General features: G+C 72.3%; 14 protein-coding genes. 3 read left to right on the forward strand and 11 right to left on the reverse strand.

The genetic code is table 11. The features are described from left to right. Position 1: 1 nt before the first annotated feature. The 3 genes from TSO221_RS33680 to TSO221_RS33690 are packed head-to-tail and all read left to right on the forward strand — an operon-like array spanning position 2 to position 3,409. Positions 2-847, forward strand: a complete 846-nt coding sequence (locus TSO221_RS33680; RefSeq protein WP_109122826.1) for a DMT family transporter — start codon at positions 2-4, stop codon at positions 845-847. A 35-nt stretch (positions 848-882) separates the two neighbouring features. After that, positions 883-2,244, forward strand: a complete 1,362-nt coding sequence (locus TSO221_RS33685; protein ID WP_109122827.1) for an aspartate aminotransferase family protein — start codon at positions 883-885, stop codon at positions 2,242-2,244. A gap of 49 nt (positions 2,245-2,293) precedes the next feature. Further along, positions 2,294-3,409 (forward strand): RNA methyltransferase, encoded by a 1,116-nt coding sequence (locus TSO221_RS33690; protein WP_109122828.1) that lies wholly within the window; start codon positions 2,294-2,296, stop codon positions 3,407-3,409. A gap of 7 nt (positions 3,410-3,416) precedes the next feature. On the opposite strand, the gene TSO221_RS33695 is transcribed toward TSO221_RS33690, so the two are convergent. The 11 genes from TSO221_RS33695 to TSO221_RS33745 all read right to left on the reverse strand — a co-directional run bounded on the left by TSO221_RS33695 (position 3,417) and on the right by TSO221_RS33745 (position 14,086). Next, positions 3,417-4,139: a phosphocholine cytidylyltransferase family protein gene (locus TSO221_RS33695; protein ID WP_109122829.1), complete on the reverse strand. Its 723-nt coding sequence runs from the start codon at positions 4,137-4,139 to the stop codon at positions 3,417-3,419. After that, positions 4,136-5,230, reverse strand: coding sequence for a sulfotransferase domain-containing protein (locus tag TSO221_RS33700; protein WP_146208995.1), 1,095 nt, complete (start codon positions 5,228-5,230; stop codon positions 4,136-4,138). The genes TSO221_RS33695 and TSO221_RS33700 overlap by 4 nt, the downstream gene beginning before the upstream one ends. After that, a complete protein-coding gene (locus TSO221_RS33705; protein WP_109122831.1) occupies positions 5,227-5,853 on the reverse strand; it encodes a gamma-glutamyl-gamma-aminobutyrate hydrolase family protein in 627 nt (208 codons plus the stop codon). The genes TSO221_RS33700 and TSO221_RS33705 overlap by 4 nt, the downstream gene beginning before the upstream one ends. Beyond that, positions 5,850-8,189 carry a PEP/pyruvate-binding domain-containing protein gene (locus tag TSO221_RS33710; RefSeq protein WP_109122832.1) on the reverse strand — a complete coding sequence of 780 codons (2,340 nt, stop codon included), beginning with the start codon at positions 8,187-8,189 and terminating at the stop codon, positions 5,850-5,852. Before TSO221_RS33710 ends, TSO221_RS33705 begins: the two co-directional genes overlap by 4 nt. Positions 8,190-8,194: 5 nt before the next feature. Further along, on the reverse strand, positions 8,195-8,947 hold the full coding sequence (locus TSO221_RS33715; protein ID WP_109122833.1) for a methyltransferase domain-containing protein: 753 nt from the start codon (positions 8,945-8,947) through the stop codon (positions 8,195-8,197). Further along, a complete protein-coding gene (locus TSO221_RS33720; RefSeq protein WP_109122834.1) occupies positions 8,937-9,491 on the reverse strand; it encodes an adenylyl-sulfate kinase in 555 nt (184 codons plus the stop codon). The genes TSO221_RS33715 and TSO221_RS33720 overlap by 11 nt, the downstream gene beginning before the upstream one ends. Positions 9,492-9,570: 79 nt before the next feature. Further along, positions 9,571-10,887 (reverse strand): c-type cytochrome, encoded by a 1,317-nt coding sequence (locus TSO221_RS33725; protein WP_109122835.1) that lies wholly within the window; start codon positions 10,885-10,887, stop codon positions 9,571-9,573. 17 nt (positions 10,888-10,904) lie between these two features. Further along, positions 10,905-11,480 carry a NapC/NirT family cytochrome c gene (locus TSO221_RS33730; RefSeq protein ID WP_247878390.1) on the reverse strand — a complete coding sequence of 192 codons (576 nt, stop codon included), beginning with the start codon at positions 11,478-11,480 and terminating at the stop codon, positions 10,905-10,907. A gap of 70 nt (positions 11,481-11,550) precedes the next feature. Then, positions 11,551-12,843, reverse strand: a complete 1,293-nt coding sequence (locus TSO221_RS33735; protein ID WP_109122836.1) for an NAD(P)/FAD-dependent oxidoreductase — start codon at positions 12,841-12,843, stop codon at positions 11,551-11,553. Positions 12,844-12,854: 11 nt separating this feature from the next. Next, positions 12,855-13,457, reverse strand: coding sequence for a c-type cytochrome (locus TSO221_RS33740; RefSeq protein ID WP_109122837.1), 603 nt, complete (start codon positions 13,455-13,457; stop codon positions 12,855-12,857). A gap of 47 nt (positions 13,458-13,504) precedes the next feature. Next, a complete protein-coding gene (locus TSO221_RS33745) occupies positions 13,505-14,086 on the reverse strand; it encodes a rhodanese-like domain-containing protein (protein ID WP_109122838.1) in 582 nt (193 codons plus the stop codon). Positions 14,087-14,223 lie beyond the last annotated feature (137 nt).

The raw sequence follows: 14,223 nt of genomic DNA on the forward strand, positions 1-14,223 counted from the left end.
CGTGCCGCCGTCCCTCGCCGCTCTGGTCCTGCTGTCCGCCGCGCTGCACCCGGTCTGGAACGTCCTGGTCAAGCGCGACGCCAGCCCGGCAGGATCCTTCCTGATCCTCGGCACCACGCTGGTCGGGATCGGCGTCGTGCAGGCGCTGATCTCCGGCGTGGCGCTGTGGCCGTCGGAGGCGGTATGGCCGGCGCTGCTGGCCTCGGCCGGCGGGCAGATGCTGTACGGCACGGCGCTGGCCCTGGCGTTGCGGCGCGGCGACCTGTCGGCCTACTATCCTGTGGTGCGCGCCTCGCCGGTGGCGGTGGTGGCCTTCGGCTGGATGGTCGAGGGGCGCAGCTACGGCGCGCCGCTGCTGGTCGGCATCGCGCTGGTGCTGGCCGGCGGTTTCCTCTTGCAGGCGCGGCCGGGCAAGCGCTTCGACGACCCGCCCACGCTGGCGGCGGCGGTGGTCGCCATGCTGGGATCGGCGGTCTACTCGGTCGCCGACGGGCGCGCCATGCAGCTGGCCGCGCCGGAGCTGGTGCTGGTCTGGGCGCAGGGCCTGGCGCTGCCGGTGGAGTTGCTGGCCTTCCGCCTGATCGGCATGCCGGTGCGCCTGGGCGGCCGGCGCGGACTGTTGAGCGGCATGACGGCGGGGGCCATCGCCTACGCGTCGTACTATCTGATCCTGCTGGTCTACCAATTGGGCGGCAGCGTCGCGGCGGTGACCAGCGTGCGGCAGGCCTCCATCCCGCTGTCCGTGCTGATGGGGGCGCTGTGGCTGGGCGAGCGGAACCTCGCCGCGCGGCTCGGCGCCTCGCTGGTGGTGGCCGCGGGAATCGTGCTGATCGTGCTGAACCGGTGAAGGGTCAGTGAAAGGCCAGTGAAAGGGAGGATGCGGTGATCGGCGAACGCTCCGAAGGCGACATCAACCTGGGCCCCCGGCGCGCCGACTGGGCCGAGCGTCGGGTCGGCCCGCGCTCCCGCGCCCTGGTCGAGCGCGACGCGCGGGCCTTCCTGCGCCAGTCGCTGTCCACGCCCTGCCTGAGCGCCGTGCGCAAGGCCGAGGGCATCTGGATCGAGGACGCCGACGGCCGGCGCTTCATGGATTTCCACGGCAACAGCGCGCACCACATCGGCTACGCTCACCCCCGCCTGAAGGAAGCGCTGAAGCGCCAGCTCGACGACCTCACCTTCGCGCCGCGCCGCTTCGCCTGCGACGAGGCGGCGGAGCTGGCCGAGCGGCTGGCCGCCCTGTCGCCGACCGGTCCCGGCTCGAAGGTGCTGTTCGCACCGGGCGGGTCGGAGGGCATCGAGATCGCGCTGAAGCTCGCCCGCGTGGCGACCGGCCGCTTCAAGACGGTGTCGTTCTGGGACGCCTTCCACGGCGCCGGCTTCGGCGCGGTGAGCGTCGGCGGCGAGTCGGTCTTCCGCTCGCACGGCATCGGCCCGCTGCTGGCCGGCACCGAGCATGTCGCCCCCTTCGCCTGCTCGCGCTGCCCCTACGGCTTCCCGTCCAGGAGCGGCGCGCCCGACCTCGACGCCTGCCGCATGGCCTGCGCCCGCATGGTGCGCTACGCGCTGGAGAAGGAGGGCGACGTCGCCGCCGTGGTGGCGGAGCCGGTGCGCGCCGTCCCCTACGTGCCGCCGCCGGGGTTCTGGGCCGCGGTGCGGCAGGCCTGCGACGAGACCGGCGCGCTGCTGATCTTCGACGAGATTCCGACCGGCCTCGGCAAGACCGGCGCGCTGTTCAGCCACGAGCCGTTCGGCGTGACGCCGGACATCCTGGTGCTGGGCAAGGCGCTGGGCGGCGCCATGCTGCCGCTGGCGGCGGTGATCGCCCGCGACGGGCTGGACGTCGCCGCCGACCGGGCGCTGGGGCACTACACGCACGAGAAGAACCCGCTGCTCGCCCGCGCCGGCCTGACGGTGCTGGACATCATCCGCGACGAGGGGCTGGTCGAGCGCGCCGCCGACCTCGGCGCCTACGCGCGGGGGCGGCTGGAGGAGGTGGCGGCCCGCGTCGGCGGCGTAGCCGAGGTGCGCGGCGCCGGCCTGCTGATCGGCGTCGAGCTGGTGCGCCCGGACGGCACGCCCGACGCCGACCGCGCCGAGGCGGTGCTGTACGCCGCGCTGGAGCGCGGGCTGAGCTTCAAGACGACGATGGGCAGCGTGCTGACCCTGTCGCCGCCGCTGACCATCGCGCGCACAGATCTCGACCGCGCGCTGGGCATCGTCGAGGAGTGCCTTACCGCCTGCTGACCACGAGAAAGCTGTCGCTGGCGGCCGGCCTTCGCGATATGTAGGCGCGATGAGCACAGACGCCGACTTCGAGATCTACGTGGTGACCGCCCCCGGCCTGGAGCCCGTGCTGTGCGCCGAGGCGCAGGCCAAGGGATTCCGCGAACCGACGCCCGGCAAGGGCGGCGTGACGCTGAAGGGCGGCTGGCCGGAGGTCTGGCGGGCGAACCTGGAGCTGCGCGGCGCCACCCGCGTGCTGGCGCGCGTCGCCACCTTCCGGGCGTTCCACCTCGCCCAGCTCGACAAGCGGGCGCGCCGCGTCCCTTGGGCGGAGATCCTGCGCCCCGACGTGCCGGTGCGCGTCGAGGCGTCCTGCAAGGGCTCGCGCATCTACCACGCGGGCGCCGCGGCGCAGCGCATCGAGCGCGCCATCCGCGAGGAGCTGGGCGCCCCAGCCTCCGACGAGGCCGAGGTCGTCGTCAAGGCGCGCATCGACGACGACCTGTGCACCATCAGCATCGACACCTCCGGCGAGTCCCTGCACAAGCGCGGCCACAAGGAGGCGGTCAACAAGGCGCCGATGCGCGAGACGCTGGCCTCCCTCTTCCTGCGCCAGTGCGGGTTCGACGGCCGCGAGCCGGTGGTCGATCCGATGTGCGGGTCCGGCACCTTCGTCATCGAGGCGGCGGAGATCGCCGCCGGCCTCAACCCCGGCCGTTCGCGGAGCTTCGCCTTCGAGCAACTGGCCAGCTTCGACGCCGCGGCGTGGCAGCGCCTGCGCGGCATGGCGGACAGCGGCGCGCCCGCCGTCCGCTTTTACGGCAGCGACCGCGACGCAGGCGCCGTCAGCATGAGCCGCGCCAACGCGGAGCGCGCCGGCGTCGCCGCCTTCACCGAGTTCCGCCAGCACGCGATCAGCGACCTCACGCCCCCCGAAGGGCCGCCCGGCCTCGTCATCGTCAATCCGCCCTACGGCGGCCGCATCGGCGACACCAAGCAGCTGTACCCGCTCTACCACGCGCTCGGCCAGACGCTGCTGGGCGGGTTTTCCGGCTGGCGCGTCGGTCTGGTGACCAACGAGGCATCGCTCGCCAAGGCGACCGGCCTGCCCTTCGCGCCGCCGGGCGCCCCGGTGTCGCACGGCGGCATCCGGGTGACGCTGCACCAGACCGGGCCGCTGCCCTGACGGACGCTCAGTCGGCGCGCTGTTCGTAGAACGCGAGGTCGGTGGCGCTGTCCACCTCGCCCCAGGCGCCCTCGGCCGGCACGGCGCGCACCGCCGCACCGCCCGCGATCAGCGCGCGCAGCATCGAGGTCATGTCCAGCTTCGCCGCCGCCTCCGGCCCGACTGCATCGAGATGCGCGGCGAAGCGCGCCCAGCCGGCGGAGGTGAAGCGCAGCAGGCCCATGTACTGGCCCTGCACCTCGTGCAGGCCGGTCGGGCGGCGGCCGATGTCGGCCACGGTGCCGTCGGGGTTGAGGCGGAAGGTCTCGGCGTCGCTGAGCGGATCGGCGAAGCGCGCCGACCACAGCGCCAGCCACGCGGGATCGTAGCTGATGGCGATGTCGGCCTCGGTGGCCGCCAGCCGGCGCGCCGTCTCCGCCGTGTAGAAGATGTCGCCGTAGCTGACCAGACAGGGCTCCGCCTCCAGCCAGGGGGCGGCGCAGGTCAGCGAGACCACCATGTTGGTCTCGGCCCAGCGCGGGTTTGTGAAGATGGACAGCCCGCGCCCCTCCAGCAGGTCGCCGCGGTAACCCGCGACCACCGCCACCGCCGCGCAGCCGGCGCCGCGCAACGCCGCCACCTGCCGGTCCAGCAGCAGGCGCCCGTTCAGCTCCACCAGGCACTTGGGCCGGTCGTCGGTCAGGCCCTTCATGCGGCTGCCGCGCCCGGCGGCGAGAATCACGGCCTTCATCCCTGCACCTCGTCGATCCAATCCATGTCCCCGGTCCAGCCGGCGGCCAGCAGAAGATGCCCGTACTTGGCGGCGAAGAACACGGCACAGGTGCGGTCGAAACGCTCCCGCCACTGCCCCGACGTGCCCTTACGCACCACGTACGGTCCCAGGCGCTGGAACTTTGCCCCCTCGCCCTCCCTGCGCCCGGCCAGCGCCCGGAAGCTGTACGCCTCGGCCAGCGCGCGCACCCGGGCTTCGTCCGGCTCCAGGTCGAGCATGCCCAGGATGCGCAGCGCGCAGCCCGGCACGTCGGCCTTCATGGCCGGAAAGGTGGTCGTCCAGGCCGCGGCGTCGGCCGCGGCCAGCGCCTGGAAGTACGGTGCGCAGTCCACCAGAAGCTCGTCCAAACGGTAACCGAAGATGCCGGCGAACACCGCGCCCGGGGACGGTTCGCCCTGGCACAGGCTGCTGATCACCACGTCACGCGGGTCGCGGTGCAGGTAGACGACGGCGGTGTCCGGCCGCCGCAGGTAGGGCTCCATTGCCTCGTGCGGGGCGTGGAACCAGGCGAACACCCGCGGCCCCCCGGCATCGGCATCGGCCAGCGCGCCGGGCAGCCGGTTGACATCGTTGAGCAGCGCGAAGCCCTCTGCCTTGAGGTACTCCTCAAGGATCGGAGCAATGGCCGAAACCCCGCTGAAGGGCAGCGTAACCAGCAGCAGATGCCGGGGCGCCGCCTGCCGCCGCGCGACGCCCTCCGCCCAGCGCCGCGCCCGCACGCGGATGGCATCGACGGCCTCCGCCATCGCCGCCAGCACCGGCCCACGCGGACCCTGGTCGAGCGCCGACAGCGAGTCGGCCTGTCCGCGGAAGGCCGGCACCGCCTCGACGAAGCGCCAGAAGCAGGCGATCACCTCCTGCGGCAAGCCGCCCGTCTCGAGATGGCGGCTGGTCATTTCGCCCAGGAGGGAGACGGCCCGACGACGCCGGAAAAGGTCCTCGGGAGCGGCGACGCAGGCCTGGATGTATTCCTGCGCCACCTCGACATCGCGCCCTTCGCGCAGCAGCGGGTGGCTCATGGCCGCCGAACGATAGTCGGGGCCACTCATCGGGCATTGCCCTGGAACAGCGTGGTGATCAGATCAACATCCAGTGCCCGGAACGGCACCTCACGCTCCGGATGCCACATGATGCCCACGGTCGGTCGGCCGCGGTGGCGCACCGCCTCGACCACGCCGTCGTCGGCGACGCCCCAGGCCTCCAGATCGCCGGCCGCCAACTCTTCGCCCACCATGCGCGCGGCGAGGCCGTGGTAGCTGTTCACCTCCACCCGCTCGTCGCCGAGGCGGATCGCGTGCCGGACCGCCACATGCCCGCTCACCGGCTCCAGCGCCACCCCGGCCAGCGTCAGCAGCATCTGCATGCCGCGGCACACGCCCAGCACCGGCAGCCCGCGCGCCTCCGCCCACGCCACCAGCCGGCGCTCGGTCCCGTCGCGCTCGGGCGCGGTGCCGATGTCGTTGCCGCCGGTCAGCAGCAGCCCGGCCACCCCCGCCCGCTCGGCCAGCGCCACCGCCAGCTCCGCGTCGTTCGGCACCGGCACCGGCAGCAGCCCGCAGGCGGCGAGGAACGGCGCCCAGCGCTGGTCGAGCGCATCGCGCCGCTCGCCGTGCGCCGGGTCGATGGCGACGCGCTGGGTGACGGCGATCGGAACCAGAGTGGGCGGGATCATTGCAGCACCTTGACCTGCCGGTTGCCGGCGTCGAGTTCCAGCACGCGCGCCGCCGACCAGCGGGCGAACAGCGCCTCGCCGGCACCGACCACGGCGGGCAGGCCCAACTCGGCGGCGCGGATCGCCATGTGCGAGTTCACCCCGCCGTAGGCGGTCACGAAGCCGGCGATCCCGTGCGAGAAGATCCAGTCGAAGCCGGGGTCGGCGTTCCTGATCATCACGATGGCGCCGCTCAGGTCCGCGCTGTCCGGCGTCGCCACCGGGCCGCAGGCGCGACCGTGCGTGACGAAGTTCGGGTCGGTCGGCGGCAGCGCAAAGTCCCACACCACGTCGGCGTCCGCGATCAGCGGCGGCAGCACCAGGCTGCGCGTGAGATCGTGGCGGGCGCGGCCCGCGGCGATGCTCCCGGCCAGCGTGGCGCGCACATCGGCGCTACCGGCGTACAACTCGGTCACCAGCGCGGCGTCGGCGTAGGACATGTCGTCGAGCGAGAAGCCGTGCTCCGCCCCGAGGGCGCCCAGCAGCGACAGCGCGTCGGACAGGCTGCGGGTGAAGACGAACTTGGAATGCTCGCGCCCGCGGATCGCCGCCTCCAGGAAGTCGAACAGGCCGACCACGTCGTGCTCCAGCCCGTGCTCGGCCAGCAGCGCGTTGATGCGCCGCATCTGCTCCAGCGTCAGGGCGAAGCGGGGATGCTCACGCGGCGGGGCCGGCTCGGCGTCCCAGGAGAAGTAGCGGTCCGGCGCCTCGTCGTAGCGCGGCGACAGGATGTCGTAGGTGCCCGGCCGCAGATGGCCGTAACGCTCCAGGAAGGCGGGCCGGCTGAGGCCCGCGAAGTCGCCGGCCATGCGCCCGCTGACCGTGTCCACGCCCGCCATGAAGCGCGCCACGTCCTCGTTCGACAGCACGCCGACGGCGACCAGCGACTTCAGCGTCTGGTTGGCGATGAAGCCGGCGCGCGCCAGCCCGGCGAAGGGCAGCGTGCCGTAGCGCTTGCAGTCCTCCAGCAGCCAGTAGACGCGCGCCAGCGGGTCGAGGTCGGCGGCGAGGATCGCGGCGCGGCGCCGCTCCAGCTCCTCGAGCTTGGCGGCGTCGCCGCGCCACAGCCCGGTGTCGTGGCCGATGATGCGGTTGGTGAGGCGCCGCAGGCTGTCCGCCAGCCGGTCGCGGTCGTCCTGCGCGAATCCGGCCTCGGCCAGCCGGGCGAGGCGTTGCGGCAGGTCGAAGGTGTAGCAGGAGAAGACGATCTCGAACTCGACCTTGTCGTGCAGCGCCGGGGCGGCGATCAGGCGGTCGATGTAGTGCGAGACCAGCCGGTCGCCCAACGCGCCGCCGATGTCCGCCGGCAGGAACGAGTTGAAGCTGACCCGCACGTCCACGTAGGGCAGCCCGTGGAAGCTGACCATCAGCGGGAAGCTGCGCAGGTTGTGGTAGCCGTAGTTGTGGCGCTGATAGGCCCAGATGGCGTCGGTGACCAGCGCCCGATACAGCGACAGCGCCAGCGGCCGCGGGCGCACGCCGATGATCTCCGCCGGGTTCCAGTCGGGCATCACGCCGTACACGGTGCGCGGCCCATGCAGGTAGGGGTGCGGCCGGTTGCCCTGGCGCACCTTGTCGGCGATCAGCGACAGGTGGCGTCGGTGCTCCTCGGCGTCGAGCGGCGAGGCGGCCATCGCCAGCGGCCGGACCTGAAGCAGCACCGGCACCTCGTCGCCCTCGACGAAGGCGAACTCGATGTCCAGCGCGGCGGTGCCCAGCAGTTCCTCCAGCTCGTCGGCGAGCCGGCGCAGCGCGGCCAGCCACGGCTCGGCCGGGGTGTGGCTGCGGTGGGCGTAGTGGGTCAGCAGGTCGGCTCCGGCGCCGCCGGTCACCGCCGCGGTGTCGGTGCCGCGGTGGGCATTGACCACCAGATACGGCGCGCCCGAGCCCGGCTCGCGCGTGAAGGCGACGCCGCTGAGAACCACGTCCTGCAGCATCGGCTGCACCAGCACGCGGTGGGCGCCCTCGAACGGCGTGCCGTAGGAGGCGATCACCATGTCCACGGCGCCGGCCAGCCCGTCCTGCGCCCGCACGCCGGGCACCGAGGTGAAGCGGCCGGCCATGGACTTGGCGGCACCATCCTCGCCCTGGGCGGAGCTGCGGACGATCAGCGGCACCCCGCCCCAGGGCTGCGCCAGCACGGATCCGACGACGGCCTCCGGCCGGCGGCGCCACTCGGCGACGGAGACGTGCAGCAGCGGCAGCACGCGCCCGGACGCCAGCCGCGGCGCCAGCCGCTCCAGCGTCTCCGCCTTGGTGCCGAAGGCCACCGTCCCGCTGCCCAGTGCCGCCGTCATGGCCGTCAGTCCCGCCGCTGCGCGATCCAGGCGCGGGTGGTGTAGGGCACCGGGATGGTGTCCAGACCGCGCGCCGCCAGCAGGTCCTCGATGGCGGCGACCACCGCCAGATGGCCGTCGCCGGCCTGCCGGGCCAGCGTGGCGTGCGAGCGCCACGCCTCGATCCAGTCCTCCGCCGGGACGGTGTGGACGATGCGCCCCTCGACGGCCTCGGCCGGGCCGAACAGGCCGCTGGCCTCGATCACCGCCGTCTGGTCCTCGCGCCGGGTGCCGAGCGCGTAGTCCGGCACCCGGTTGCGGATCAAGGCCTCCACCTCGGCCTGCAGCGGGTCGTCGAGGTCGCGGTGGTTCCACAGGCAGGCGAACCAGCCGCCGGGCACCAGGATGCGCACCGTCTCCTTCAGCGCCGCGGCGCGGTCGCAGACGTTGAAGGACGAGCCGAAGGTGACCAGCGCGTAGGTGGACGCTGGCATGCCCGTCGCCTCGCCGGTGCCCTCGTGCCACGTGGCCGCCGGGTTGCCGGCGGTGCGTTGCGTGCCCAGCGCGCGCATGGCGTCGTTCGGCTCCACCGCATCCACCGTGAGGCCGCGGGCGAGCAGCGGCAGCGTCATGTGCGCCACCCCGGCGCCGACGTCGCACACCCGCGTGCCGGGCCTGGCCCCGGCGAGCGCGACGATGGCGTCGATGACCTCGGGCGCGTAGTCCGGGCGTTTCAGATAGGCCTGGGCCAGATGCGTGTAATCCCACTCAACCTTCATGGCGGCTTGGTTCGCTTGGTTCCGGGGCAAAGACGTCGCAGATGCGGTCCACCGCCGCCTCGGGCGAGGTGTCCCCGTGGTTCTCGATCACCAGGTCGGGCGATTCCGGCTCCTCCGGCTCGACGTGGACGCCGACGACGTGGTCGATGGTGCCGGCCGCCGCCGCGGCGTACAGGCCCTTGGCGTCGCGGCGCGCCAGTTCGTCGCGCGGCACCTTCAGGTAGATCTCGCGGTAGCCGGCGATGTGCTCGCGGTTCCAGCGCCGCACGTCGTGGAACATCGACATGGTGGCGCAGATGACGGTGAGCCCCTGCCCGGCCAGCTCGCGGCACAGCCGCGCGTAAGTGAAGGCGAGCCGGCGGCGGGCGTCCGGATGGTGATCGCCCTCGACGCCGAGCACGGCACGCAGCGCGTCGCCGTCGAGCAGCACGCAGCAGCGGCCGGCGGCGATCAGGCGCTCACGCAGGCGCGCGGCGACGGTGCTCTTGCCCGCTCCCGACAGCCCCGTCACCCAATAGACCTCGCCCGCGCGCGTCGGCCCCATGCTCGTCCACCCACGGCCTCGACGGGCGGATCATCGGCGGCGGGTTGTTAAGAAATGGCAAACCATGCCGTACGACCGGTCATTTCCGCGTCGGCAGCGTCTGCGCGTAGGCCAGCACCGCGGCCACCACCTCGTCGGGGACGGCGCGCAGCGGCGGCATCGATTCGCCGGGGTGGCCGTTGTAGATGCCGTGCAGCGCGTGCAGCGGATCCTCGTTCGCCATGCGGCCCAGCGGCGGCATGGTGCGGATGGCGCGGCCGTCGGCACCGTGACAACCGGCGCAGATGGTGTGGTAGAACGGCTCGCCGGCCGGCGGGTCGCCGCGGAACCTCCAGGTGGCGTAGTCGATGAAGCGCGCCATGTCGACCTGGCCCGCGGTCACGAAGTTGGCGAGGTCGGTCTTGTCGCGCTCGCTCAACTGGCCGTTCAACCGGTGCACGGCGTTGTCGAGCACCTTGCGCACCGCCGCCGGCGCCCCTCCGGCCAGCCCGCGCACGCCGCCGAACGGCGCCCTGTGGCCGCCCTCGGCGGTGCGGCCGTCCTTGCCCCGGTAGTCCCAGCCGTGGCACTCGACGCAGCGCCACGTGGCGCTCGGCTTGAGGTCGGCCGGCTTGGCCGGCAGCGCCGCGTAGGCCGGGTGCACTCCCTCCGGCGCCGCGCGCCCGGTCTCCTTCATCCAGTTGTCGTACAGCCGCCCGCCGCGCACGATGGAGGCGATGGCGGAACGGCTTGGCAGCGTCTGGATGTAGGCCAGCGTGTCGGCCAGCTGGCTGGCCGGCAGGGCGCGCAGCGAGGGCATGCTGCCGCCCGGATGGCCGTTCAGCATCGAGTGCAGGGCGTGCCACGGGTTGGCGCGCGCGAAGTCGCGCATCGCCGGCATGTTGTCGTTGGCCTGCCCGTCGGTGCCGTGGCAGTTGGCGCAGATGGTCTGATAAATCAGCGCGCCGCGCTCCGGGCTGCCATCCACGGCGCCGGTCTTCGGGTCGATGAAGGCGGCCATGTCGATCTGGCCGCGGGTGACGAACTGCACCAGGGCCTCGATGTCGTCGGGCTCCAGCAGCGCCGCGTGGTTGTGCGTGGCGTCGCCGAGGATGGCGGCGACCTTCGCTGGGCTGCCGCCGTCGAGCGCGGCGATGCCCCTGGCCGGCGTCGGCGTGGCGCCGGCGCTGCCGCGGTAGTCCCAGCCGTGGCACTCGACGCAGCGGTTGACCACGCCGCCGGCCGCCCCGCCCACCCTGGCGTTGGCGAGGTGCGAGATGCGCCGGGCGTGCTCCTGCAGTTCCAGGTGGAAGTTGTCGTAGAGCCGCCCGCCGCGCGAGATGGTGGCGAGGTCCTCGGCCAGCACTGGGCCAGCGAACAGGCCCAACAGGGCGGGCACAAGACGAACGAGACGCATGGACGGGCTCCTCACGCTCAGCCGTTGGGGTCGTAGCCCTTGGGCAGCTCGTGCACGATGCCCTTGTGGCAGTTGATGCAGTGCTTGGAGTCCTCCATCGCCTTCGGGTGCTTGGCCTTGGCGCGGCGGCCCTGCTCGCCCAGGTTCATCGCCTTGAAGTCGTGGCACTTCCTGCACTCGCGGGATTCCGTCTCCTCCAGCCGCGCCCAGACCCGCTGCGCCATGGACAGGCGGTTGGCCTCGAACTTCTCCGGCGTGTCGATGGTGCCGGCGAGGTGGTGGTAGACGTCCTTCACCGCGACCACCTTGGCCAGCAGCTTCGGCCCGAACTCCTGCGGGACGTGGCAGTCCTTGCACTCCGCCCGGATGCCGGTGCGGTTGCTGTAGTGGATGCTCTTGCGGTACTCGGCGTAGGGGCCGTTCGCCATCTCGTGGCAGGAGACGCAGAACTCCAGCCGGTTGGTGTACTCGGTGAACACGCTGAAGCTGCCGACGAAGCCCGCCGTCAGGACGATCCCCACCAGCACCAGCGACAGCCCGCCGCCCCACAGCGCGCGCGGACTCGTCATCCAGAGCCGAAGCCGGCTGAACATGACCACACTCCTCGGATTCCAGTGTCGGACGCGCCCGCGCGGCCCGCGTCGGGGCCGCGCGGGGCGGCGGTCAGCCCCAGCTGTCCTTGACGATGTTGTCGAACCAGCTGTGCGCGTAGCGGGCCTCGCGCAGGCGGTAGTCGTCGTCCTTGGCCAGCGGCGAGGTGCCGCCGGCGTCGGTCCGCTCGGCCAGCGTGGCGCCGTCGGGCGACGGCTCGTAGATGCCGGCGATGGAGAAGCAGTAGTCCTTGTTGATGAACGAGTAGCAGGTGTTGATCAGCGGCACCGAGAACACCGGCTGCCCGCGCAGCAGCTGGATCACCGCCGCCGCCGCCGCCTTCGCCTGCGAGGAGGCGGCGTAGCCCGACTTCGGCATCGCCGTCGCCACCGCGGCGTCGCCGATCACGTGGACGCCGGGCACCGCCTTGGACTCGAAGGTGCGGGCGTCGATGGCCGCCCAGCCCTTCTCGGCCAGCCCGGCGTCGCGGGCGATCCTGCCGGCCATCTGCGGCGGGATCAGGTTGACCACGTCGCCCTTGAACCTGCCGGCCTCGGCGACGACCGTCCGGCCGGCGACGTCCACCTCCTTGACCGTGCCGCCCTGCTTGGCCGGCACCCAGGTGATCATGGAATCCGCGGTGCCGTAGCCAAAGAAGCGGGTCCACGCCTCCTCGAACAGCTTCTGCTTGGAGAAGGCGTCCTTGGCGTCGAGGATGACCACCTTCGACTTCGGCTTGTTGCGCTTGAAATAGTCGGCGACCAGGCTGGCCCGCTCGTACGGGCCCGGCGGGCAGCGGAACGGGTTGGGCGGCGCCACCAGCACGAAGGTGCCGCCGTCCGGCATCGCCTCCAGCTGCCTGCGCAGCAGGGTCGTCTGCGGGCCGGCCTTGTAGGCGTGCGGCATCGCCTCCGCCGCCTCGGCCGAGTAGCCGGCGATGGCGTCGAACTTGAAGTCGATGCCCGCCGCGACGATGCAGCGGTCGTAGCCGAAGCTCTGCCCGCCCTTGGTGGCGACGGTTTTCGCCGTGGCGTCGATGCCGGTGACGAGGTCGGTCACCACCGTGACGCCGGCCTTCTTCAGGCCGTCGAAGCCGACCGCCAGCTCGTCCAGCTTGCGCAGGCCGGCGACCACCTCGTTGCTCATGAAGCAGGTGTGGTAGTTGGCGTTGGCCTCGATCAGCGTGACGTCGAGCTCGGGCGCGAAGCGCTTCAGGTAGTGCGCGGCGGTGGCGCCGCCGGGGCCGCCGCCGATGACGACGACGCGCTGGGTGGCGGCCCGGGCGACCCATGGCATGGAAACGCCGGCCGCGGCCACGCCGGCGGCGGTCAGCTTCAGGAAGGAACGGCGATCGGGTGCGAGCATGGTCCGTCCCCTCACTTCACGTTGGCGTAGTAGTGCAGGATGTCGGTGAACGCCGGGGCGCCGTGGTCCTTGACCAGCTCCTCGAACCTGGCCTTCTGGCGCTTGTCCATCTCGCGCTTGCCGGCCAGGAAGTCGGAGACCGAGAACTGCATGTAGGTCAGCTTCTGGCCGGCCAGCACGCCGACGCCGTCGGCGTCGCGGCCCTCGTTCTCGTGACACTTCTGACAGTACTTGTCGGCCAGCTCCCTGCCCTTGGCGAGGCGGGCGGAATCGATGGCCTGCCCGCCCGGGCGGCCGAACGGCTTGGCGGCGAAGTGGGCGGCCAGCGCCTCGGTCTGCTTGTCGTCGTAGCCCTTGGCGATGCGGCCCATCACGGTGGCGGGCTTGGTGTCGGTCTTGTAGCCGAACATCGCCTCGTTGAAGTAGTCCTTCGGCAGCCCGGCGATGGTCGGCGCGGCCAGGCCGACGCTGGTCCCGTCGGTGCCGTGGCAGCCGGCGCACGGAGCGGCCAGCGCCTCCACGGCGAGATCGGCGGCAAGCGCCGCGTGGCTCGTCCATCCCACGGCGAGCAGCGCCGCCGCCAGGAAGGACACCGGTGTCCGCTGTGTGCTCATGGACTGTTTCCCCCTCAGGATTCTTGGTTGTGATTCTTGGTTGCGCATCAGCGCAGGTAGGCCTTGCCCTCGTCCATCTGGTAGGTCCAGGGCAGGTCGGCGTTCTTCCAGCCGTTGACGTCGCGCCGGCCCTGCTTGCCCATGTCGCCCTCGAAGCCGTCGAGCACCGAGTACACCCGCGTGTGGCCCGCCTTCGACAGCAGGTCGGCGGCGCGTGCCGAGCGGTCGCCGGAGCGGCACATCAGGATGACCGGCGCGTCCTTGCCCAGCCCCTTCCTCTCCAACCGCGCGGCGACCGCCGCGGCGAAGTCGGAGTTGGGCGACAGCTTGTAGCGCTTGTTCGCCGCGTCCCAGGCCGGCGGGTCGTCCATCTCCACGTAGGGGACGTTGGCGTCGGTGACGGTCGGCGAGCCGAGGAACATGAACTCGCCACGGGTGCGGACGTCGAGGAACAGCACTGTGTCACCGCCATCGTTCTTCATGGCGAAGGCCTCGGGCGCGGTCAGGTAGAGCCCCGCCGCCGTGCGCTTCGCCTCCGGCACCGCCACCTTGTCCACCGGCTGGTACGGGCCGGCGAGAACGGGTTGGGCGACCACGAGGGCCGCGGCAAGGGCCAGCCATTTCACCATGTCGGGGATCCTCCTGCGTGCTGGATGCGTGCGATGGGCGCGGGGCGCGGGCTCCCGTCAGGTGACGGTGGCTTCGTCGGTTCGTGTGTCGCCCTTGTTGTCGACCCAGGTGACGGAGACCTTGTCGCCGGCCTTGC

The sequence above is a fragment of the Azospirillum sp. TSO22-1 genome, from assembly GCF_003116015.1.
Classification (GTDB): domain Bacteria; phylum Pseudomonadota; class Alphaproteobacteria; order Azospirillales; family Azospirillaceae; genus Azospirillum.